24 protein-coding genes are annotated in these 22419 nt (G+C 59.7%); 17 read left to right on the top strand and 7 right to left on the bottom strand.

The features are described 5' to 3' along the window. The first annotated feature begins 79 nt into the window (after positions 1-79). Positions 80-1030 (top strand): metal-dependent hydrolase, encoded by a 951-nt coding sequence (locus tag HYPGJ_RS12260; protein WP_046847404.1) that lies wholly within the window; start codon positions 80-82, stop codon positions 1028-1030. Here HYPGJ_RS12260 and HYPGJ_RS12255 read toward each other — a convergent pair. The 4 genes from HYPGJ_RS12255 to HYPGJ_RS12240 all read right to left on the bottom strand — a co-directional run bounded on the left by HYPGJ_RS12255 (position 999) and on the right by HYPGJ_RS12240 (position 3790). Beyond that, positions 999-1607 (bottom strand): TetR/AcrR family transcriptional regulator, encoded by a 609-nt coding sequence (locus HYPGJ_RS12255; protein ID WP_046847403.1) that lies wholly within the window; start codon positions 1605-1607, stop codon positions 999-1001. The two genes, HYPGJ_RS12260 and HYPGJ_RS12255, sit on opposite strands and share 32 nt — an antisense overlap. A gap of 242 nt (positions 1608-1849) precedes the next feature. Then, entirely contained in the window at positions 1850-2482 is a 633-nt protein-coding gene (locus HYPGJ_RS12250) for a TadE/TadG family type IV pilus assembly protein (protein ID WP_046847402.1), read from the bottom strand. Between the two features lie 4 nt (positions 2483-2486). After that, positions 2487-3089, bottom strand: coding sequence for a TadE/TadG family type IV pilus assembly protein (locus tag HYPGJ_RS12245; protein ID WP_348270901.1), 603 nt, complete (start codon positions 3087-3089; stop codon positions 2487-2489). Between the two features lie 188 nt (positions 3090-3277). Continuing rightward, positions 3278-3790, bottom strand: coding sequence for a pilus assembly protein N-terminal domain-containing protein (locus HYPGJ_RS12240; protein WP_046848378.1), 513 nt, complete (start codon positions 3788-3790; stop codon positions 3278-3280). Between the two features lie 552 nt (positions 3791-4342). Between HYPGJ_RS12240 and HYPGJ_RS12235 the strand changes: the two genes are divergently transcribed. From HYPGJ_RS12235 to HYPGJ_RS12190, 10 genes are all read left to right on the top strand, one after another. Further along, positions 4343-4510, top strand: a complete 168-nt coding sequence (locus tag HYPGJ_RS12235; RefSeq protein ID WP_046847401.1) for a Flp family type IVb pilin — start codon at positions 4343-4345, stop codon at positions 4508-4510. 105 nt (positions 4511-4615) lie between these two features. Then, the gene (locus HYPGJ_RS12230; protein ID WP_046847400.1) at positions 4616-4792 is read left to right on the top strand and encodes a Flp family type IVb pilin; all 177 of its coding nucleotides are present in this window, start codon (positions 4616-4618) and stop codon (positions 4790-4792) included. Between the two features lie 94 nt (positions 4793-4886). Beyond that, the gene (locus tag HYPGJ_RS12225) at positions 4887-5396 is read left to right on the top strand and encodes a prepilin peptidase (RefSeq protein WP_046847399.1); all 510 of its coding nucleotides are present in this window, start codon (positions 4887-4889) and stop codon (positions 5394-5396) included. A 160-nt stretch (positions 5397-5556) separates the two neighbouring features. Further along, the gene (gene cpaB / locus HYPGJ_RS12220) at positions 5557-6360 is read left to right on the top strand and encodes a Flp pilus assembly protein CpaB (RefSeq protein WP_046847398.1); all 804 of its coding nucleotides are present in this window, start codon (positions 5557-5559) and stop codon (positions 6358-6360) included. Between the two features lie 38 nt (positions 6361-6398). Continuing rightward, the gene (locus HYPGJ_RS12215) at positions 6399-8051 is read left to right on the top strand and encodes a type II and III secretion system protein family protein (protein WP_046847397.1); all 1653 of its coding nucleotides are present in this window, start codon (positions 6399-6401) and stop codon (positions 8049-8051) included. Between the two features lie 19 nt (positions 8052-8070). Next, positions 8071-8808, top strand: coding sequence for a CpaD family pilus assembly protein (locus HYPGJ_RS12210; protein WP_046847396.1), 738 nt, complete (start codon positions 8071-8073; stop codon positions 8806-8808). 12 nt (positions 8809-8820) lie between these two features. Further along, entirely contained in the window at positions 8821-10125 is a 1305-nt protein-coding gene (locus HYPGJ_RS12205; protein ID WP_046847395.1) for a hypothetical protein, read from the top strand. Positions 10126-10134: 9 nt separating this feature from the next. Next, on the top strand, positions 10135-11619 hold the full coding sequence (locus HYPGJ_RS12200; RefSeq protein WP_046847394.1) for a CpaF family protein: 1485 nt from the start codon (positions 10135-10137) through the stop codon (positions 11617-11619). Then, complete coding sequence (locus HYPGJ_RS12195) at positions 11612-12601, top strand: type II secretion system F family protein (RefSeq protein ID WP_046847393.1); 990 nt, start codon at positions 11612-11614, stop codon at positions 12599-12601. Before HYPGJ_RS12200 ends, HYPGJ_RS12195 begins: the two co-directional genes overlap by 8 nt. 39 nt (positions 12602-12640) lie before the next feature. Then, a complete protein-coding gene (locus HYPGJ_RS12190; protein WP_046847392.1) occupies positions 12641-13621 on the top strand; it encodes a type II secretion system F family protein in 981 nt (326 codons plus the stop codon). Between the two features lie 132 nt (positions 13622-13753). Here HYPGJ_RS12190 and HYPGJ_RS12185 read toward each other — a convergent pair whose 3' ends face one another. Then, positions 13754-14737, bottom strand: coding sequence for a tetratricopeptide repeat protein (locus tag HYPGJ_RS12185; protein ID WP_046847391.1), 984 nt, complete (start codon positions 14735-14737; stop codon positions 13754-13756). A 199-nt stretch (positions 14738-14936) separates the two neighbouring features. On the opposite strand from HYPGJ_RS12185, the gene HYPGJ_RS12180 reads away from it, so the two are divergent. Then, positions 14937-16358 (top strand): leucyl aminopeptidase family protein, encoded by a 1422-nt coding sequence (locus tag HYPGJ_RS12180; RefSeq protein WP_046847390.1) that lies wholly within the window; start codon positions 14937-14939, stop codon positions 16356-16358. Further along, complete coding sequence (locus tag HYPGJ_RS12175) at positions 16355-17248, top strand: C40 family peptidase (protein WP_046847389.1); 894 nt, start codon at positions 16355-16357, stop codon at positions 17246-17248. The genes HYPGJ_RS12180 and HYPGJ_RS12175 overlap by 4 nt, the downstream gene beginning before the upstream one ends. Here the strand turns inward: HYPGJ_RS12175 and HYPGJ_RS12170 are convergent. Continuing rightward, a complete protein-coding gene (locus tag HYPGJ_RS12170) occupies positions 17245-17709 on the bottom strand; it encodes a hypothetical protein (RefSeq protein ID WP_046848377.1) in 465 nt (154 codons plus the stop codon). The two genes, HYPGJ_RS12175 and HYPGJ_RS12170, sit on opposite strands and share 4 nt — an antisense overlap. Before the next feature lie 181 nt (positions 17710-17890). Here HYPGJ_RS12170 and HYPGJ_RS18455 point away from each other — a divergent pair, with 181 nt between their 5' ends. Further along, positions 17891-18943, top strand: coding sequence for an alpha/beta hydrolase (locus HYPGJ_RS18455; RefSeq protein ID WP_052750894.1), 1053 nt, complete (start codon positions 17891-17893; stop codon positions 18941-18943). A gap of 122 nt (positions 18944-19065) precedes the next feature. After that, positions 19066-19935, top strand: coding sequence for a glutathione-dependent disulfide-bond oxidoreductase (gene yghU / locus HYPGJ_RS12160; RefSeq protein WP_046847388.1), 870 nt, complete (start codon positions 19066-19068; stop codon positions 19933-19935). Positions 19936-19964: 29 nt separating this feature from the next. Here the strand turns inward: yghU and ada are convergent, their stop codons facing one another. Continuing rightward, positions 19965-21050 carry a bifunctional DNA-binding transcriptional regulator/O6-methylguanine-DNA methyltransferase Ada gene (gene ada / locus HYPGJ_RS12155; protein ID WP_046848375.1) on the bottom strand — a complete coding sequence of 362 codons (1086 nt, stop codon included), beginning with the start codon at positions 21048-21050 and terminating at the stop codon, positions 19965-19967. 466 nt (positions 21051-21516) lie between these two features. On the opposite strand from ada, the gene HYPGJ_RS12150 reads away from it, so the two are divergent. Both HYPGJ_RS12150 and HYPGJ_RS12145 read left to right on the top strand, forming a co-directional pair. Next, entirely contained in the window at positions 21517-21960 is a 444-nt protein-coding gene (locus tag HYPGJ_RS12150) for a YeeE/YedE thiosulfate transporter family protein (protein ID WP_046847387.1), read from the top strand. Next, positions 21957-22376 carry a YeeE/YedE family protein gene (locus HYPGJ_RS12145; RefSeq protein WP_046847386.1) on the top strand — a complete coding sequence of 140 codons (420 nt, stop codon included), beginning with the start codon at positions 21957-21959 and terminating at the stop codon, positions 22374-22376. Before HYPGJ_RS12150 ends, HYPGJ_RS12145 begins: the two co-directional genes overlap by 4 nt. Positions 22377-22419 lie beyond the last annotated feature (43 nt).

Here is a 22419-nt window from a genome sequence, read left to right as displayed (position 1 = left end):
GGCCGAATCTGTTGCTGACAATAGCGGGGTGAGAATTTGCCGGTCCGCCTGAGCCGGCGTTCAGAGTTTGGGGGACGTCATGGCCAATTTTACGACGCACATCGCGGTAGGGACGGTCGTTTCCGGGGCTCTTGCGACATTGACGCTCGCGGCCAATGTCGTTGCGCCGGAAAACCTCGTTGCGGTGACAATGGCTGGAGTTCTGGGTTCCGTTCTCCCCGATATCGATCTTAAGGATTCCCGTCCGAGCCGGGCCATGTTCGCGGGGCTCGCGATTTTCTTTTCATTTGCGGTGCTGTTCAACGCGGCGACGAAATTCTCAATCGCAGAGCTTTGGATTCTTTGGCTCGGGACGCTGCTGCTTGTGCGGTATGGGCTGCACACGGTCTTTCACCGCCTTTCCGTTCACCGCGGCATTTGGCATTCAATCCTTGCCGCGGCTTTTTGTGCGGTCTTGACGGCAATCGTTTTCAAGAACCTGCTGAACAAGCCTGAGGGCGTTGCGTGGCTCGGCGGCGCGTTCATGTTCCTTGGATATCTCACGCATCTGACTCTCGACGAGATCTATTCCGTCGACGTCATGGACACGCGGCTGAAGTCGTCGTTCGGCACGGCTTTGAAATTCATCGACCGGCGTTACTTCTATTCGTCGCTGGCGATGGCGGCGGCCACATTCGGCGCGATCATGATTTCGCCCTCGACGTCCACGTTCGTCGATGGTCTTGCGTCGCGCAGTCTGTGGACCGGTCTCGAGCAGCGGCTGTTGCCGCCGCATAAATGGTTCGGTCTTGTTGAGACGCCACGGTTTGCGCGCCGTCACGAGGGCGACAAAGGCTCTGATGTCGAGACCGGGTCGGTAAGCAAAGCCCCGGCAGCAGCGGCACCGGTTGCAGCATCTCCGGCCGAGCTGAAAGAGACAGCCCCCGAAGTGGCGTCACCGGATACAGCGCTCGCTCCGGCAGCCGAGGCAGCGCCGAGCGAGGCGGATCAGCCAGCCGCTAGTGCTCCGAGCGATACCGCAAGCCCCTGACGAAGTTGGACGTCAGTTCCTTGGCATAGATCTGCGCGGTAGCGGGCGTCAGATGCGCGCCCTTCTCGCTCGCGGCGACCGCAGATATTCCATGTACGCCGGCGAACAAAGCACGTGCGGTCGTGTCGAGCTCCTCGTGCGTCGCCTCTGGAGCGAGCGGTGCCAGCGCCTTGCGGACGGTGCAGGCAAGATCATTGAGATGCTCGTGAAACGGAGGCGGCACCCGGTTGGGTCCAGTCACGCTGTGTGCGAATAGAAGATTCCACATGCGCTTATTCTCGAGCGCGAATTCGATGTAGGCATGCGTCAGAGCGTCGACGTTCGTTTCGCCGTTCGTTCCAAGCGGCACATCTTTCAGATGATCAGCGATGCGGCCAAGGAGCTGCACCTGCAGCGTGAGCAGGATGTCGTCGAGGTTTTCAAAGATATTGTAGAGCGTTCCGGGCGAGTATCCGATCACGCGCGCGATTTCCCGTGCGGACAGGCCTGAAATGCCGTTGGTTTCAACGATCGTGCGGGACGCATCCAGGATGAGCTGGCGGAGCTCCTCCGGGGAATGAACCGCTCTCCGTCCCACTGCGAGTCCTCGCCTGTGTTCTGTTTATTTTCTGTGGAGTCTGCCGTCGCGGATTACGCGGTATAATTCGATGTCGAAATGCGGCAGGAAAAACCGTTCTGAACGGAAGCATATTTATCAACTGATGATAGCGCCGTCTACGTTCTGCCATCGTACGGCGGCGAATGAGCGGCGGCTTCTGCCTTCCAGGCCGGAGCGAGAATGATTTTCTATTTTTCGGCTTTGCGCCAAATAATTTTGGCTCAACCGCTTCCTGGCGGGCATTTGGTATTCAATTTGTCCTGGGCATAGTAAACGGCGCCCCAACGCGGTGCGAAGGACATTGTGTCGGACCACACCATTGTCTGGGTGATCCCAGGCAGAATGTTCGCCAGAAGCGGCTCGTAGGTATACTTCGCTTCGATGACGACCGCAGCGTCGCCTTTCGAGATCATGTTCTGATCGGGCATCGATTTCGTATCGCCACAGCTTTTGATCGGCATGCTGTGATAGGACCAGGACCATTCCACCTTCGTCACGCTCGCGTCGCTGGCCGACGCTCGAAGCTGCGTGATCGCAATTTGCAATGGCGTGGCACTAAACGGCTTCATAGCGTGCTGAGCAGAAACGAGCATGCCGTCGAGCGTAGTGCTCGCGGTGCTCAGCGAAGATCCGATCTGCTTTTCGCGCGAGACGAGGTCGCCGATCATGGCGGTCGCACGCTGAAATCTTTTGTGTGCGACCAACGCGCGAGACACTTCGAAGGTACCGAAGGTCATCAACATCAACAGCGGAGCGATAAGGGCGAACTCGACGGCTGCCACCGCGCTCGTGTCGGATGTGAAGGTGCGGATGTAAAGCTTGATCCGCGCGGCAAGTGAAAATGTCGACGGCATTGTTTCAGCTTTCGGGATAGGGTTCGCTGCGGAACGCTGTTGCTGATTGAAGCATCATCGAGCCGTTGGACATATTGCCGAGTTTGATAATCGGCAGCTTCGCGGTGAAATCCCATTGGTAGCATGCGGTCACGATGACCACGTCGCTCGCGGTTCCCGAGTAGATCGCAATCAAATCGGTGCCGGGCGCTGAGTTCGTCAAGGGTACGCCGCTGCTATCGATGCAGGGCTTTGGTTTGTACGGCGTGCAGGTGCCGCTTCCGCCATCGGACAAAGCACTCCAACTGTCGCAATGAACCGTGTCGATCTGCAACTTGTTGCAGTCGATCCAAGAGCCCGCGCCATCGCAGATGCTTTGCTTGAACTGGTTGACCGTCATCTTTTTGGAGACGGCTTCGCCCGTGCGAATCAGCCGGCTTGTCTGATCCATGCCTTTTTCAAGCGAGTTCGAGATAAAGAAATAAATCGCGCAGCCGATGAAGCCCAATATGAACATCAGGAATGGAATGGCGACGCTCGAGAATTCCAAAGCCGTCGAGCCGCGATCGTCTGATGTCCAACGCCGCAGCAAACGATTGAATCGTAACGAGTGGGGAAGAAAACCCATTCTGCGCGCTGTGGGCATAGAATTCTCGCGACCGTTGATGATAACGGCCACTAAATAAATTAGCGCGGATTAAGGTGGTATTTATCGGACGGGATTTCGTCGCTGATGGTTGAGCAATCGTGAAAGCGTCCGTACACGCCAAGGGGACTGGACCCTGGCGTTGTGGTCGACCTCGTTTACTGTTTCTTTTATTGCTGGCTATTCGCGCTGCCTGAGGAATCCGACGAGCCTTCAGAGAACTTCGTCTTCTGAGTATTGGCCGTCTGGACCGCTCCAAAGAAGTCCTTGTCGTCGCCAATCGTGAGAGTCGGTTCGCAGTTTGGCGTGCATGCGTATGTAAAGCGCGTGCTGCCTTTGTGCAGATTGACGGTCCTGGTGTCGTCGCGTTCGACCATCACGCGTTGGTCTTGGATGACATTATGAGCGGCATCGAGAGCGATGACGTTGGTGATGCCGAACGTCTTGCCGGTGACGACGAGCAAATTTCCATCCTGAAGCGTGACGTCGGCAATCGACGGATTGCCGACGATGACCTCACTGGCAGGGCGGGGAAGATGCAGAAGCTGCGATTGGTCGTAGCGGACAATCAAGTCGCCGGCCGATGCGCCAGCGGCTGAAAGTGCCGAGATCGCTGCGACGATACCCGTGCGTAGAATGCTGCCGGCGATAGATGACGCAAATTTTTCTGCTCCACGATGCATCCGGCGCGGTCCTTTCAAAGCTCCCGCCTGCCATAAGCTCATCAAATGGTGAAGGAACTGCAAACGGGCGTTCCGATCTGCGGCATTGTGGGACTGCCGCGTTCGAACGGCCCCGGAGCGGATAAAGCCGGTGGTTAATTCGGCGGGCGAGATAGTCTGTCCGCGGGAGAGCGTTGCAGCAAAAGTGGGAAGATCGGAGGAGATATTCCGATGTTTGGTCAAAGGGGTCTGTCCGCGAGTCCTTTGAAATATACTTGGCAATATTTCGCGAAATACTTTTGTAAGTACAGTATTAACTTATACTTCCACGTATTATTTTCTTTTGTTCGTTCTGATCGATGTACAAATAGGCGATGTGCGACGTTTTAAACTTGTATTCTCGGAGAAAAGCATTGGATAATATTTGTTTATTTGTCGGCAAAGTGCGGCTTGGCGCGTTTTACCTGACTTTAATTTTTCCAATCTACAGTCCCCGTTAGTTCAGCGGCGAGGACAAACCTCTCCCGAGGAACGGGATCGATAAAAAGTTTTAGCGTAGATCGGAACAAACCAATGAACATTTTTTCGCGTTTCATGAACGATGAGTCGGGTGCAACGGCCATCGAATACGGCTTGATCGCTGCTCTCATCGGCGTCGCCCTCGTTACGATTCTTACTCAAGTCGGTACCAGCCTCAGCGGTACCTTCCAGAAAGTTGATGACGCGCTGACAGGTAAATAAGTCTGGCGGCTGATCAACTCTTATTTGCGTTAGCCTATTATCAAAGTGCATTGAGCGCGCTCGGAGACGAGTTCTTCGAGCGCGCTTTTTTATCAGGGGTATGCAATGCTGCCTTCCAGCGTCCGTGAATTTGCAGCCGACGAGAATGGGGCAACCTCGATCGAATACGCACTGATCGCAAGCATCGTCAGCATTGCGATCGTCGGTGCGCTGATGGGGGTCAGGGGATCTCTAGTCAACGTCTTCGAATCCGTCGTAGCGGGGTTCAGCTCCATCAAATAATCGAGCGCCGGCGCACCAACACTGCGTTAGGCCGGCCTTTACCGAGTTTCGTCATAATCCGTCAGCGGTCGTGCTTCTGGTGCAGGTGTAAATAATGTCGGTGCTGACTTTTCTTCTCGTGGCGATCTTCCCGATTGCTATGGCGTTTGCTGCGGCGAACGACCTTTTCACGATGAGAATTCCGAACGTTATCTCACTTGCGCTGATTGGTGGCTTCGTCGGGCTAGCGCTTCTGACGCGAATGCCGCTCGAGACTTTCGGGATGCACGTCGTCTGCGCGCTCGGGGTGCTGCTTCTCACGTTCGCGCTGTTTGCCTTCCATCTGCTTGGCGGCGGCGATGCCAAACTCATGGCGGCCGGGGCGCTTTGGATGGGCTCCGCGCAGGTTCTCCCCTTCATTGCATACACGACTTTGTTCGGCGGCATCCTCTGTCTGGTGATCCTGAGCTATCGGCGCATGGTGCCGGCTGATGCCTGGCCGTTACCCGAATGGGCGCAGCGTCTGCACATGTCAGGCGGCCCGGTACCTTACGGAATCGCGATCGCGGCATCGGGGTTGACGGTGTTCCCCGCAACCGAATTGTTCCGAATGCTGCCGGTCTGAGCGTAGGCTCTTGTTATCGCGGCTGTTTGGCGGCCCCTGATTGGAGCTGCAACTGTTGCCCGCGCACGTCTTTCTGAAACGGCGGTTAACCTCGCATTGACGTTTGTCCGACAGTATCGGCGCAGGAGTGAGAACCCTGAGCTGAAGGATTTACGGCGCAATGAAGCGGGCACAACTTGTCGGTTTCTCCGTAGCGTTTGCTGCGGCGGCGCTCGCTTATTACATCGCAAGCGCATTCATGACGCCGCCCGCGCCCGTGACGGTCGAAAAGCACGTCGACAGCACGGAAGTCCTCGTGGCCGCCACCGATATCTCGGTCGGGCAAATCGTCAATGAAGGCAATTTTCATTGGGCGACCTGGCCAAAGAGCGCGGTTACGCCCGACTATGTGACGAAGGCGAACAGCGGTCCGGGGAAAGTGCACGAGTTTACCGGCGCGGTTGCGCGGTCGGCTATTCTTTCCGGTGAGCCCGTCACGACTCAGAAGCTGATCAAGGCCGGCCAAGGCGGAGTGCTCGCGGCGATCCTGCCGCAAGGCATGCGCGCCATCTCCACCAAGATCAAAGCCGAGACGGCAGCCGGCAGCCTCATTCTTCCGAACGATCATGTCGACGTGATCCTCATCCGTCATGTCCGGGGCCGCAACGGCCAGGAGGAGACCGTCGCGGACACGCTGTTCCGCAATGTGCGGGTGATGGCGATCGGTCAGCAGATCGAAACCAAGGACGGCAAGAAATCGGCGGACATTTCCGCTTCGACAGCGACGCTGGAGTTGATGCCCAAGCAGGCGGAAATGATGGCGCTCGCGAATTCGATGGGAGAGATCACTCTCTCCTTGCGTAGCGTTGCAGATTTGAGTTCCGACCCCGAGCGGGCGGGCAATCTCGATCTCAACAAACCGCAAAACAATTCGGTGCGTATTGTTCGTTACGGTGCCAAGTCGCGTGTGTATGGCGTGAACTGAGTTGGTCAGTCAGTAGTCGTCATAAAGGCGGGAAGCTCATGCGATCTGAAATTGGATTTCCATGGCGCGCGGCCGCACGCGCGATCATGGTTTTTGCCGCTGTGTTGACATCGGTTGCGCCGACGTCGGCGCAGCCGCGTGCGGCTGACCGCCTATCGGTGCGCGCTGACAGGGGCGACCCGGAGTTCAGCAAGAACACGCAATCGATCGTAAGAATTTCAGAGTCGGAAGGCCTTCCGGTTCGCAAGAGCATCAAGATCGGGCTGGGAAAATCCGTTCTCATCGAGTTCCCGAACGGCGTGCGCGACGTGATGGCATCGAATCCGGCCGTCGTCGACGCGGTGGTTCTCAGTTCGAACCGGGTGTTTTTGCTCGGCAAAGCTCCGGGGCAATCGAACGCCTTCTTCTTCTCGAACAAGGGCGAGCAACTCGCGCTCATCGAACTCAACGTCGACCAGGAAGGCGACGGGCTCGAAATGCTGTTGCGGCGGGTTATTCCGGGTTCCGAGATCAAGGTCGAAACGCTCAATCAAACCGCGATTCTGACCGGGCGGGTGAAGAGCCCGTCGGATTCCGCGCGCGCATCGCGGATTGCGGCGCAGTTCATGAGCCAGATGATCGCCAACTGGGCGTCGAACGTCAGTCTCACGAGCAGCGGTGCCGGCCAGCAAGGCAAGTCCGGCGATGTCAAGGACCCCGACGACGTCAAATCCGTCATCAATCTGCTGACAGTCGAGGCGGAAGAGCAGGTGATGCTCAAGGTCACCGTCGCCGAAGTCAAACGGACACTCTTGAAGCAGCTCGGCGTCAACCTCGGCGGCGTGCTGTCGTCCGGCAGCTTCTCGACGACGCTTCTCACCGAAAACTCGTTTCCGATTTCGACCGCGCAAGGTCTCGGATCGCTGCCGACGTTCGGCGTCGGCACCGCCGCGAGCGCGGCGTGTGCTGTCGGTCACATCTGCGCGTTCAATCCTGGTCCGGCAACGGGCGCATTCGGCAACAGCGGTATCGTGTCCGGTTGGGGCAACAGCCGCAATAACATCCAGTCGGCGGTTCGCGCGCTTGAGCGCGATGGTCTGATCAAGACATTGGCGGAGCCGAACCTGACCGCGATCTCGGGCGAACCGGCGGAATTCCTCGCGGGCGGCGAAGTTCCTTACGTCACCGGTGTCGACACGCAGACCGGTGTTTCCGCCGTTGCGTTCAAGAAGTTCGGTGTGCAGCTCGCCTTCACGCCGGTGGTGCTGACGGAAGGCCGCATCAGCCTCAAGATTGATACGAGCGTCAGCGATATCTCGCAGTACGTCGCCGGCAATCCCGTCTTCGACACCCGGCAGGCAAAGACCGTCGTCGAACTTCCGTCTGGCGGTTCGCTGGCGCTGGCGGGCCTGATCTCGACCAAGACGCAGCAGAACATCGACGGACTTCCCGGAGCGAAGGATATCCCGATCCTCGGGACGCTCTTCCGCAGCCGCGATTTCCAGAATGATGAATCGGAGCTGGTGGTCATCGTCACGCCGTATCTCGTGCAGCCCGTGGCGCGCCAGCAGCTTTCGGCGCCGACGGACGGATTGTACCCGGCGACGGATCTCAAGGCCGATTTCCTCGGCCACCTCAACCGCATCTACGGAAAGAGCGAAGTTCAACCGTCGGGTGGCCTGAAGGGCGACTACGGATTCATCGTCGAATAACCGGTTCCGGAGAAACATCATGCAGATGCAAAAGACGATACTCCGCGGACCGGCCAAGGCACGACGCGGGCTTACGAGAATGCTGATCATTGCGTGTCTGCCGATTGCGATGGCAGGCTGCGAACATGATCGGGTTGGTCCGCAGGTGGCGGGCTGGCAGCTGATCGATCCCGAGCAGCGCCATCCGATCCTGGTCTCGCAGCAACCCGCCGTTCTCAATCTGCATGTCGCGGCCGGTTCCGAGGGGCTGACGCCATCGCAGCGCAGCCGTGTCATCGACTTCATCGATCGCCATAGAGCGAGCGACGCCGGTAATAGCCGGTTTGTCATCTCGGCACCCGCCGGTTCGGCGAACGAGGCGGCGGCGATGGATGCGGCCAGCGATGCGCGACGGCTGATGCTTGGCGGCGGCTATGCGGATTCTTCGATCGCGAACGAAGCCTATCATGCGAGCGGGCGCGATGCGCCGTTGCGCATTTCGTATCTGCGCTATGTTGCGGAAGGTCCCGAGTGCGGCCGCGACTGGTCCGAGAATCTGGCGCGCACGTACCAAAACACGCCCTATCCCAATTTTGGCTGCTCGTCGCAGCGCAATCTGGCGGCGATGGTTTCCAATCCCGCCGACCTGCTCGGACCGCGCACGATGACGCCGAGCGACGCCAATCGCCGCTTCAAGATGTACGAGAAGTACGTGAAGGGCGAAACGCTCGGTGCGTCGGACGAAAAAGTAACGTTCGTGAAGCCTATCAGCCAATAAACTGGAGCCGAGATGTCCCAGCATACGCAAGCTGCGCCTGAATTCGACCCAGGGTTTTCCGACAACGGAGAACGGCAGGACGTATATTCGAGCGAACGTGCGCGGCCCGTGCCTCGGATCTCGATCCAGGCGTTCTGTGACGACGTGAGCGTTGCGAATACGATCCAGTTTGCGGCCGAGGACCGGCGGCTTTCAAAGGCGCACGTCAGCGTGCACATGGGCGGTATCGCCGCCGCCATCTCGCATTATGTCGACAGTCCGACGCCTAATCTCATCATCCTGGATTGCGCGCTCGACAGCGGTTCGCTTCTGGCCGAACTCGACCGGCTGGCGGAGAGCTGCGACCCCGGCACCAAGGTCGTCGTCATCGGACGCCAGAACGACGTGATGCTTTATCGCGAGCTTCTGAAGCGCGGCGTCGGCGAATATCTCGTTGCGCCGGTCGATCCGCTCGCGGTGATGGAGAGCATTTCCAATCTCTACAACAATCCGGAAACCGATCCGGTCGGGCACGTGTTTGCTTTCGTCGGCGCCAAGGGCGGCGTCGGCTCCTCGACGGTCTGCCATAACGTCGGCTGGACGATGTCGGAGATCTTGAAGACGGACGTTGCGATCGCCGATCTCGATCTCGCGTTCGGTACGACAGGGCTCGATTTCAATCAGGATCCCGTGCAGGGCATCGCGGAAGCGCTTGCTGCGCCGGAGCGTCTCGACGATCAGCTGCTCGACCGGTTGATGACCAAATGCTCCGAGCATCTGTCGATCTTCGCGGCGCCGGTCGTCATCGATCGCGACTACGAAATTTCGCCGGAAGCCTGCGATACCGTTCTCGACATCGTGCGCCAGAACGTGCCGCTGGTTGCCGTCGACTTGCCGCACGGCTGGTCGCCGTGGTCGAAGCGCGTTCTGCTGCAGGCGGATCAGGTCGTGATTACGGCGGTGCCCGATCTCGCAAATCTCAGGAACGCGAAGAACATCGTCGATTTGCTGAAGACATCGCGCAAGAACGATAATCAGCCGCTTCTGATCCTCAACATGGCGAACACGCCGAAGCGGCAGGAAATCACGATCAAGGAGTTCGAGCAGGCGCTCGACAGCAAGGTGATGGCCGTCATCGACTACGATCCTGAATCGTTCAGCCAGGCATCGAACAACGGTCAGATGCTGGAAGAATTCAGCCCTAAAGCGAAGGCCGTGGAGAAATTCCACGACATCGCGATGAAGATCACGGGACGCAAGGAAGCCAAAGCCGATAAGCGCAATCCGGCGTTGGCGGCGCTTGGCCCCCTCATCGAGAAGCTCAAGTTGAAGCGCTAAGGATTCGCTATGTTCGGTAGGCGTTCAAACGATCCGGCGTCCACGAAAAGGAGCGATCCGCAGGTCGTGCCAGCGGCGCCGCCTGTTGCCCCGCCCGAGATCAAGGCGCCGCCACAAGCGCGTCAGCCGGCGCCGGCAGCGCAGCCACGTCCGGAGCCGCCGGTCGAAGTGAACCGCAGGCATTCGGAAGAATATTACGACGTCAAAACGACCGTCTTTAATGCCCTGATCGATACCATCGATCTGACGCAGCTCGCGAAGCTCGATGCGGTCGCGGCACGCGAAGAAATTCGCGACATCGTCAGCGAGATCATTCAGGTCAAAAACGTCGTCATGTCGATCGCGGAGCAGGAAGAGCTCCTCGAAGATATCTGCAACGACGTCCTGGGCTATGGACCGCTCGAGCCGCTGCTGGCGCGCGACGACATCGCCGACATCATGGTCAACGGGGCTTCGACGACGTTCATCGAAGTCGCGGGCAAGGTGCAGAAGACCAGTGTTCGCTTCGCCGATAACCAGCAGCTGATGAATATCTGCCAGCGCATCGTCAGCCAGGTCGGCCGCCGGGTGGACGAGTCGAGCCCGATTTGCGACGCCCGACTTCCCGACGGCTCTCGCGTCAACGTCATCGCGCCGCCGCTTGCGATCGACGGACCGGCGCTCACAATCCGAAAGTTCAAGAAGGACCGGCTCAAGCTAGAGCAGCTGGTCAAGTTCGGCTCGATCACGCCCGAAGCAAAGACCATCCTCGAAATTATCGGACGAGTCCGCTGCAACGTCGTCATCTCGGGCGGCACGGGCTCCGGCAAGACGACTCTGCTCAATTGTCTGACCGGCTCGATCGACAACGACGAGCGTATCATCACGTGCGAAGACTCGGCTGAACTTCAGCTGCAGCAGCCGCATGTCGTGCGTCTCGAGACGCGCCCGCCGAACATCGAAGGCGAGGGCGAAATCCGGATGCGCGATCTGATCAAGAACTGTCTGCGTATGCGTCCGGAGCGGATCATCGTCGGCGAAGTCCGTGGACCTGAAGCTTTCGATCTTCTTCAGGCGATGAATACGGGTCACGACGGATCGATGGGAACGCTGCACGCCAACAGCCCGCGCGAAGCATTGAGCCGTCTCGAATCCATGATCATGCAGGGCGGCTATGCGCTGCCGATCAAAACCATTCGCGAAATGATCTGCGGATCGGTCGACGTGATCGTGCAGGCGTCGCGTCTGCGTGACGGTTCCCGCAAGATCACGCACATCACCGAAGTTCTCGGCATGGAAGAAGAGACGATCACGCTGCAGAACCTGCTCGTGTACGAGATCACCGGCGAGGACGCGCACGGAAAGCTCACCGGGCGGCATCGCTCGACCGGCATTGCGCGCCCGCGTTTCTGGGACCGTGCTGAATACTACGGCGAGACGGAACGGCTCGCGCTGGCGCTGGCCGCTGCCGAAGTCGACGACGATCTCGGAGGTTCGGGTGATCGCCATGGATAGTCATGAGCTGTTGAGGGTTATTGTTCCTTTGCTCGCGGCGCTGGCGTTCGCCGGCGGCATTTACGCGCTGGCATATCCGTATTTCTCCGGCGATCGCGAGAAGGATAAGCGCCTCGAGAGCGTGGCGGGCCGCAGCCGCAAGGTCGGCGGGGCTCTTTCCGAAATTCAAAGCAGCCGCAAGAAGTCCGTTGCTGACACTTTGAAGGAAATGGAAGACCGGCAGAACGCCAAGAAAAAGATCACCATGGGCCTGCGCCTGGAGCGCGCCGGGGTGAAGTGGACGCCGCGCGACTTCTATATCGGCAGTGCGATCGTCGGCATCGTGCTCGGCGGACTGTGCTTCAACTTTCTGAACCTCCCGATCGCCGCCACCGTCGTCGCGCTGTTCGTCGGCGGGTTCGGAATTCCGCGGTGGGTGCTCGCCAAGTTGACGAAGCGCCGGCAATTCAAGTTTTCGTCTCACCTTGCGAATGCGATCGACGTCGTCGTGCGCGGCGTGAAATCGGGGCTTCCGCTGAATGAATGCTTGCAGGTGATCGCGCGCGAAAGCCCGGAGCCTTTGGCTGGCGAATTCCGCAGCGTCATGGAACAGCAGCGCCTTGGCGTGCCGCTCGCCGACGCGCTTGACCGCATGTACGACCGGATGCCGCTCGCGGAAGTTCGCTTTCTGACGATCGTCATTGCGATCCAGCAGCAGGCGGGCGGCAACCTGTCGGAAGCGCTCAGCAACCTTTCGGGCGTTCTGCGAGACCGACAAATGCTGGCGCTGAAGGTGAAGGCGCTGTCGGCGGAAGCGAAGGCCTCGGCGATGGTGCTCGCTTCGCTGCCGCCGGGCGTGATGTTCATGGTCTACATGTCGTCGCCCGGCTACATGACGCCGCTTTTCACGACGACGCCAGGGCGTTTCATGGTGGCGCTCGGCGCGACCTGGATGACGTTCGGCGTGCTCGTCATGAAGAAGATGATCAACTTCAAATTCTAGGCTGAACTTTCATTCGGCGAGTGCGCCGGCGGTGATTCAATGACGGCTTTCGTCGAGACGATGATGAACCCGCATTTCGTGGCGACGATGCTCGCCGCGGTCTGCGTTTTTGCGACCGTGCTGTCGATCGCGCTGCCGATGCTGCAACGGGATCAGATGAACCGCCGTATGAAGGAGATGGCGGTGGAGCGCAGCAAGATGCGCTCGGCGCGCCTCGCGGAAATGAGTTCCAAGGATCGCCCGTCGACCAAACTGCGTCCGACGGCCAAGGGATTTATGCAGCGCATCGTCGATGAACTTAAGTTGCGCGAGCGCTTCGATAACGACGAAATCCGCGAAAATTTGAAGCGGGCCGGACTTCGCGGACAAGCGAACATCGTGACGTTCCTGTTTTTCCGGGTTGCGGCTCCAATCATCATTTTCTTTCTGGCTCTGTTTTACGTTTTCTTTCTCTACGACACGGGCCATGCGCCGATTGTGAATGTCGGCATCGCGCTCGGCGCAGGTTTTCTCGGCTTCTATCTGCCGAACGTGTTCATCTCCAACCGCGTGCAAAAGCGGCAGACGTCGATCAAGCAGGCGTTTCCCGATGCGCTCGACATGCTGCTGATTTGCGTGCAGTCGGGCATGTCGGTCGAGGCGGCGTTCTCCAAGGTCGGCAAGGAGATCGCCAACCAGTCGATCGAGCTTGCCGAAGAAATGGCGCTGACGACGGCGGAACTTTCGTATCTGCAGGACCGCAGGCAGGCGTATGAAAATCTTGCAAAGCGCACCGGACTTCCGGGCGTCAAAGGCGTGACGACGGCGCTGGTGCAAGCCGAACGCTACGGCACGCCCGTCGGACAGGCACTGCGCACGATGGCCAAGGAGAACCGCGAGATCCGTCAGTCGGAAGCGGAACGCAAGGCGGCCGCGCTGCCGCCGAAGCTGACCGTGCCGATGATCGTGTTCTTCCTGCCCGTGCTGTTCATCGTCATTCTTGGCCCGGCGGGCATCAGCTACATGCAGATGCCGAAATAAGCCCGGCGGCGGCTAATGGTTTGGATAAAATAAAACGCCCCGGTCGGCAAAGACCGGGGCGTCATTGTTTTTGAGCCAGTTCGATCGATGCAAAGCGAAGGCGGCGCTTTGCGCGCGCCACCTCGATCGATGTCAGTGGGTCATGCCGCGGAGCGATGAGGTCGTCGTTACGCTAGCCGGCTGCCAGTTGCTCTGCGCTTCGGACATCGGCGTTGCATTGGCCGCGATGCTTGTCGGGCGGCTCGCTTGAGGCGCCGTCACCGGCTCAACGGAGGTTTGCGCCATGAAGCTCGATGCATCGGGCATTTCGCTCTTCGGCTCGAGTTTGACGAGCTGCTTCAGATAATTGGTGTTGGACGTGGCTGTGTCGGAATCGGTCACGCTCGATGCGACCGATTTGGATTCGTCGTAGCGGCCCTGAAGGCCAAGGACGAGTGCAAGGTTTTCGCGAACCTTCGGTGCCGCGGTCGGAGAGGCGGCGGCTTGGCGCAGGATCTGCTCGGCTTTCTTGGGATTGCCCATCATCGCATTGGCCATCGCCAAGTTGTTCATGACGCCGGGATTGTCGGGCGAAAGGGCGAGCGCGCGCTCATAGAAGGGAATCGCTTCGGCGTATTTGCCCTGCTTGGCCAGAACCGTTCCGCGCGCCGAGACGACGCGCCAGTCCGGTCTCGTCGGATCATCGGCTGCCGCAAGAAGTTGGCCCGCCATGTTGACCTGATTGAGTTCCAGGGCCAGGCGGCCGTACTCGCTGGTCAGTTGCGGATCGTTGGCGTGGAACACGCTCGCCTGTTCGAGAACGGACAGCGCTTTCTGCTTTTCGCCGAGCGCCTTCAGGTTTTTCGCGTAGTTGATGGCGGGCTGCAGCTCCGTCGGCTTCTTCGCGAACTCTTTACCCCAGTAGACGGTGGCTTTCTGAAGCTCCGTCTGGGGAGCGGCCGCGGGGCCGTCCGTGCTTTCCGTCTTATCCGACTTCAGAGCGACGTCTTGCAGCAGGCTCGGTGAAGCGGAGCAGGCGCCGAGCAGCAGCGACGCGGACAGAGCGGCGACCACGCCAATGCGTTTGCAGGCGGATGTTTCGACTGAGGTGGGGCGGGGGCGCTCGGTGCGCGTCATTTCTGTCTCCGTCTGCCGGCGTTCGCGGTCCAATTCCGGCGAATCTGCATGACGGTTAGTTTCTGGGTCAGGCGTCAATAAACGCTTAAGTTTCACTCTCTGTAAGTTATAGCTGATGCAACTCAGAGTCAGGCTGGCTTGCGGCAGCGAGCGGACTCTGGTGGATGCTTATGAACGTGACGTGCTTGCGAGAGGAATGATGGTCGAGACAACAGCCTGGTCGGCAAAAGAGGTTTTCGCAACGGGTGCAGCTGAGGCCAGCGACATACCGATCTATTTTGCGTCGTCGGCCGAGCCCGGCCCGGTCGGCGGTTTCAGCGATCAGCAAAAGGCGTGGCTTGCGGCGCAGAAATTTTCGGGCGCGGCGAAACGGCATCTGCTGTTGCCGGACGCCGGTGGAGGCATCGGTTCCGTTGTCCTCGGTCTTGGAGACGGGCAGCAGGGCGAGCCGAGCGGGCCTTCCGAATTGCTCACCGGATTGCTGGCGGCCAGTCTTCCCGCAGGGACGTACCGTCTGGCCTCTGACGGCGGGACGAGCGATCTTGCCGAACTGGCGTGGGCGCTCGGAGGATATTCGTTTTCGCGCTACCGGAAGAAAGACAAGGCGGGCGAGCGTGCGAAGCTGCGCGTTGCGGGTGCCAGCTCTGCGCCGGTGATCAACACCGCCGAGGCGGTCTGGTTCGGGCGCGATCTCATCAATACGCCGGCTTCCGACATGGGGCCTGCCGACATCGAAGCGGCGGCGCGTGAGCTTGCAGCCCGTCACGGCGCGGCCGTTTCGGTCGTGACCGGCGACGATTTGCTGGCGCAGAATTTTCCCATGATTCATGCCGTGGGGCGGGCCAGTCCGCGTTCGCCGCGTCTGATCGATCTGACGTGGGGGCCAGCAAGCGCGCCGAAGATCACGCTCGTCGGCAAGGGCATCACGTTCGACACCGGCGGTCTCGACATCAAGCCCGCAAGCGCGATGCTGCTGATGAAAAAGGACATGGGCGGCGCTGCGACGGCGCTCGCGCTGGCGCACATGATCATGGGGCAGGGGCTGAAGTGCCGGCTGCGTGTGCTCATTCCGACGGCTGAGAATTCGATCAGCGGAGATGCGTTCCGTCCCGGCGATATCCTGAAGAGCCGCGCGGGTCTGAGCGTCGAGATCGGCAACACGGATGCGGAAGGCCGTCTCGTTCTTGCCGATGCTTTGGCGCTCGCCGACAGCGACGAGCCGGACAGCATTTTTGTGTTCGCGACGCTGACCGGTGCGGCGCGCAGTGCGCTGGGACCAGATCTCCCGGCGTTCTTCACCGATGACGAGCAACTCGGACATGCTCTGCCGCCGCTTGCGGCATCGATCGGTGATCCGCTGTGGCGGATGCCGCTCTGGAGCGGTTATCGCCGTCACCTCGACAGCGATATCGCCGACATGAACAACGTCTGGGAGTCGCCGTTCGCCGGAGCCATTACGGCGGCGCTGTTTCTCAAGCGCTTTGTCGGCAAGGCGCGCCGTTTCGCTCACTTCGATCTCTATGGTTGGCGACCGGCGGCGCGGCCGCTCGGACCCAAAGGCGGAGAGCCGCAAACGGCGCGCGCGGTGATGGAATATCTCAAGCGGGAGTTGGCGTCGTGACGGCCAAGGTTCCGAAGCTCGCATCCGGCGCTCTCGATCCGAGACGGAACGCTTTTCGCAGCGATCTCGCGGCGAAAGCGCTGGAGGGCGCCGTCAAAGCCGATCGCTATGTTGCGGGCGAACCGGCTGTTGTCGCGCGAAGCTCCGTGCCGCTCAGGAAGCTTCCGGACCCCGCTCATGGATTCGAGACTGAGGCGCTGTTCGGCGAGCAGGTTACGATTTTCGATGAGGCAAGCGGATGGGCGTGGGTGCAGCTCGTCCGCGATGGATACGTCGGATATGTGCCGGCGGATGCGTTGCGGCGGGGCACGGCGCGTGCGACGCATAAGATTCATAGTCTCGGGACGTTCGTCTATGGCGCGCCGGACATCAAATCGCCGCCGCTGCTTTATCTCGCGATGAACGCATTACTGACGGTCAGCGCCGGGGACGAGCGGTTTCTGGAACTCGAAGGTGGCGCTTACGTCTATGCGCGGCACGCGGTGTCGCTCGATCGGAATACGCGTGATTTCGTCGAGATCGCGGAACGGTATGTCGGCATGCCTTATCTGTGGGGTGGACGGACGCACATCGGGCTCGATTGCTCGGGCCTTGTCCAAACGTCGCTGCTTGCAGCGGGCATCGTCGCGCCGCGCGATACCGACATGCAGCAGGCGGAACTCGGCGAAAGCGTTCCGGTCGATGACGACCTCGACGGACTGACGCGGGGCGATCTTGTTTTTTGGAAGGGCCACGTCGGCATCATGATCGACAGCGTGCTGATGGTTCACGCCAACGCGCACCATATGCAGGTCGCGATCGAGCCGCTTCATGAGGCGGCGCAGCGCACCAAGAAAGCGTCGGGAGACATCGTTGCGGTGAAGCGGCTCGGCCGGCTGACGGCTGCCTAGCGCTTGTAAGACAGGAAGCGATGGGTCTCGCGTTCCTCGTGCGCTTCGAGCGGGCGGACGAATCGTTGCAGAACTCTGCGGCTTCCGGTCCAGTCCCAGCCGGAGGCGAGTTCGACGCGTGTTGCAACGTCGATCAGGATTCCGGTCTGCGAATTTCGCGTCTCGATGCGCTCCACGTGGCCAGCGGCGATGGCCGCCGCGAGTTTCGGAAACAAGTCGAAGCGTTCGACCGGATGGCTTTCATAGACTTCGCCATTGAGCACGAGATCGAACGTCTGATCGGCTTTGATCAGGAGTTCGAACGGGCAGGCGCTGGGCAGGAACGGCAAGACGGCCATCCGCCAATATTTGTCCGAAGCGATGATGGCGATATCGGCGCTGGCGCGCGTTTCGTTTGCCCAGGATTCAAGCTCGACGAGCGTCTTTTCCAGGCGGTCGCGGTAAACATCGTCTGAAAGCATAGGTTCATTCTCATGCGGCGGAATCGGATGTGCAACATAGCTCATCCGGGGGCGAGAAACTTGTCCGATCGCAAACAAAAACAGTCGCAGAACCGAGTGTTGAGCATTCGTTCAGGGTTGCCGTCTGATGATCGTCGGACGAGCGATACTTTCGGGAGCGCGACTTCGGCTGCGGAGCATGATGGGCTTTATTTCAAAGTTTAAGCTTCTGTTCGGCGGTCTCATCGCTGTTGTTCTGTTCGGGATTGGAAATATGGACGGCAAGGCTCAAGGCGGCGCCACGCACGAGCAGGTACAAGCTCAGGATGCGGATGTATCGCCGCATCGCTCAGGGTTCGCCGAGGGCGATGGCGTACGCTTGAACTATCTGGATTGGGGCGGCGATGGTCCGCCGCTGATCTTGATCCACGGCATCGCCAACAGTCCGCATATTTTCGATGAGCTTGCGCCGCTGTTGCGCGACCGGTTTCATGTCATCGCATACGCGCGACGCGGGCACGGGCAATCCGAAGCTCCGGTTGGGCCATACGATTCCAACGCTCTCGTCGGGGATCTGGTGCACCTGCTCGACAACTTGAAAATCGAGCGAGCCAACTTTCTCGGCTGGTCGATGGGCGGCAACGAGGTGACGGAATTCGCGGGCCGTTATCCGGACCGCGTTGAGAAGATCGTCTATCTCGAAGGCGCCTATGATTGGTCCGACCCGGCGTTCTTCAAGGCCTTCACCGAAATGCTCTCGGTGAATAGTCCAAAGCCCGAGACGCTCGCTTCGTTCGACGCGCTGAAGGCCTGGTATCACGCCGCCTGGATCGGCCGTGATGTGCCATGGACGCCGGCTCTCGAAGCGTTTCTCCGCGATTCCGTGCGCATCGACGCGGATGGGCGCGTGGACCCGGTTCCGACGATCGAGGTATTCGCGGCGCTTCATCAGACGCTTGGGATGTGGCAGCGGGATTATTCGAAGGTCCGCGCGCCAGCGCTCGCAATTTACGGCTCGTCGTTCTTTCCGGAGGATGCGAGCGGCACGGATCTCGCGCGCAAGGTGCGTGATTTCGAGCAAAGTGCGGCAGCACCCTTCCGGCGTGCGAGCATCGAGCGAATCCAACGCGAGCTTCGCGACGTTCAGGTTCTTGAACTTCCAGATCGATCCCATATGTCGATTGGCGTGATTGCGCCGGACGTGCTGGCGGCGTCAATTAGGGCGTTTCTGCTATCGGGTTCTGCGGCGCGCTAGCGTCCGATGCGTCGACCCGTCTCGTACGTCAGCAACTGTCGCGCGGTTCGCGATCGTGATTGAAGCACTCGCGTGGCGAGGGCGGAATTCGCGCGGCCGATAGATGAGAAAAAGGCATAGAAATGAGCGATTCATCGAGCTATTCGCCGCCCAAAGTCTGGCGATGGGAGGAAGCGAGCGGCGGGACGTTCGCCAGCATCAATCGGCCGATTGCCGGGGCGACGCACGAGAAGGCGCTGCCGGTCGGAAAGCATCCGTTGCAGCTTTATTCGCTGGCGACGCCGAATGGCGTCAAAGTGACGGTGATGCTCGAGGAACTGCTCGCGCGCGGTTTTAGCGGTGCCGAGTACGATGCATGGCTGATCCGCATTACCGGCGGGGATCAGTTCGGAAGCGGCTTCGTCGAGATCAATCCCAATTCGAAGATACCGGCACTCGTCGATCACAGCGTCAGCCCGCCGAGACGTGTTTTCGAATCCGGGTCCATTCTGTTTTATCTGGCGGAGAAGTTCGGCGCATTCCTGCCGAGCGATCCGGATAAACGCACGCAAGCGCTGAACTGGCTATTCTGGCAGATGGGAAGCGCACCGTTTCTCGGTGGCGGCTTCGGTCACTTCTACGCCTACGCGCCTGTCAAAATCGAATACGCGATCAACAGATTCGCGATGGAAGCGAAGCGGCAGCTGGACGTACTCGATCGTCATCTTGCGTTACATGAGTTCATGGCAGGCGACGAATATTCGATTGCCGATATGGCGATCTGGCCTTGGTACGGCGGCGTTGTGCTCAACGAGGTTTATGGCGCGTCGGAGTTCCTCGACGGGCCGTCCTATGTTCACCTCATGCGCTGGGCGAATGCGATCGCGGAACGTCCGGCAGTGAAACGCGGCAAGATGGTCAACCGCACGTTCGGAGACCTCGCAGGCCAGCTCCGTGAGCGTCACGATGCCAGTGATTTTGAACTGCGCACGGAGGACAAGCTCGAGAGTTGAACAAAAGCTGAGCAGCCGCTCTGCGCTTTTTACGGCTTTGACTCACGCTTGAGCAGCTCACGTTTGCGTTCTACGCCCCATCGATAGCCGGACAGAGAGCCATCGTTGCGCACGACGCGGTGACACGGGATCACCACGGCGATCTTGTTCGCGCCGCAGGCGTTGGCCACGGCGCGCACCGCTTTCGGCATGCCGAGGCGTTCGGCGATCTCGGTGTAGGTGGTGGTCGTTCCAGACGGAATTTCACGCAGCGCCTGCCAGACGCGATGCTGGAAAGCCGTCCCGCGAACGTCGAGAGGCAGATTGAAGCCTTGATCCGGGGTTTCGACGGCGCTGACGGCCGCCGCGACGATGGCCTCGAAGGCACTGTCGCCGCCGATCAGGTTTGCTTTGGGAAAGCGATCCTGGAGATTTCGGACGAGCGTATCAGGATCGTCGCCGAGAAAGATCGCTGTGATGCCCTTGCTGCTGGCGGCGACAAGGATTGAACCCAGCGAGCATTCGCCAACGGCGAAGCGCATTTCCGCGTTGCTTCCTCCAACGCGGAAGTCGGTCGGCGTCATGCCCAGAAAGTCCGCTGAATTTTCGTAAAAGCGTCCGCTTGAGTTGAAGCCTGACGCATAGATGGCATACGTCACGGAACTACTCCTTGCAAGGTTTTCGCGCACGCGGTTTTGCCGGTGGGCGACCGCGTAGGCCTTTGGCGTAAGGCCGACAATGGTTTTGAATACGCGATGGAAATGATACGTGCTGAGGCCGGTCGCTTGCGCGAGTTCATCCAGCTTCGGTGGTTCATCCGACTGTTCGATCCGGCGGCATGCGTCGAGAATTTTTGCGGCATATTGGTCGCGAAGAGATGACTCGTTCGGTTTGCAGCGCTTGCAGGGACGAAACCCCGCGCGCTCAGCTTCGGCGCATGATGCGTGGAACGCCACGTTCTCTCGTTTTGCAATCCGCGCGGAACACGAGGGCCGGCAATAGACGCCCGTCGTGAGCACGGAATAATAGAACTTACCGTCGAAGGACGCGTCGCGCGCTTTCACGGCCGACCAGCGGGCGGCGTCGGTGAGACGTGCCGGGCGATTGGCGAGCGGAGTTGTTCTGGTCTTTTGCATTGGCGGAGCGATCAGCATCATTGCCGCTTTCGGTGTGGTTCGGACTATACAAAATAAGAGCCGATGACGGGCGTATGCACTCCGTTCCTTGCCTTCGAATTCAGATGTTCAGATTTGCAGTGGAGGTTGGAGAAAACGATGCTCCGATCCACTTGCATCTTGGCGTCATATGTCTTTGAAATTTATTCGTTTTATCCTTGCCTCTTGTCGAGGCGTCCTGCTGACGAGGTCATCTCGGTAGAGATGAGGACCACGATGCGCGCCGATGTGGCGCCCCTGCCTGCTCAGGCGCGACACCGGGTATTCACATGAAGTGTTACGTAGATATACGCGCGCCGCGCCGGCTGGCACATCAGGCGTGGAGTCTGGCGGCGCGGCGGTTTTGATGCGTCGCATGGAGCGCTCACCACTTCCCTGATATTCGTCGCTGGGGTTGTGACTTGAAAGAGCGCGAGGGACATCGAAGTTGGCGATCGAAACTGAATTTACGCCTCTGGCATCGGCTGCGGGTGGTGCGCTGATCGGCGTGTCGGCGGTTCTGCTGCTCTATTCCAGCGGGCGCATCGCAGGCGTCAGTGGCATCATAAGGCGGCTGATCGTACCGGCGAGCGACAGCAAGCCGGAGCTTGCCTTGGCGTTTATCGTCGGCCTTATCGCAGCTCCCTTTGTTTGGACCGCGGCCACGGGAAGCGCCGTCGTACAGTCGGTGTCTGAGAACCTTCCGCTCGCGGCCGTTGCCGGGCTTCTGGTGGGGTTCGGCGCGGCTTTCGGCGGCGGCTGCACGAGTGGTCACGGCGTTTGCGGATTGTCGCGTCTCTCGAAGCGCTCGCTGGTGGCGACGATCGTGTTCATGTCCGTCGCGGCGCTGACGGTGTTCGTCAGCCGCCACATCATCGGAGGTGGCGCATGAGCATCCTCCTCAACCTTGTTGCGGGGCTGATCTTCGGTCTTGGACTCGTGATTTCGGGGATGGCGAATCCCGCGAAGGTTTTGAATTTTCTCGATGTCGCGGGGAATTGGGATCCGAGCCTTGCCTTTGTGATGCTCGGCGCGATCGCGGTAACGGCGACGGGCTTTCGGTTCGTGCTGCGTCGGCCGAAGCCGCTGCTCGATCAGAGATTTCATTTGCCGGGCCAGAGTTCGATCGATCGGCCGCTTGTCATCGGGTCGGCAATCTTCGGATTGGGCTGGGGGCTTTTTGGCTTCTGTCCGGGCCCTGCGATTACATCGCTCGGGCTTGCTGCCACCGGTACGCTGGTCTTTGTCCCGATGATGCTGATCGGCATTGTGGCTGCGGCGCTGATCCGTAAGCGGTTGGGTAGCTGACATCGTGTGAGATGCGAGGCAATCGGGCTGTCACCGAAGGGGG

This window comes from Hyphomicrobium sp. GJ21 (assembly GCF_001006785.1).
Classification (GTDB): Bacteria; Pseudomonadota; Alphaproteobacteria; order Rhizobiales; family Hyphomicrobiaceae; genus Hyphomicrobium_B.
The sequence above is the reverse complement of the archived record's forward strand: the minus strand, read 5'-3'. Positions and strand labels throughout refer to the sequence as shown.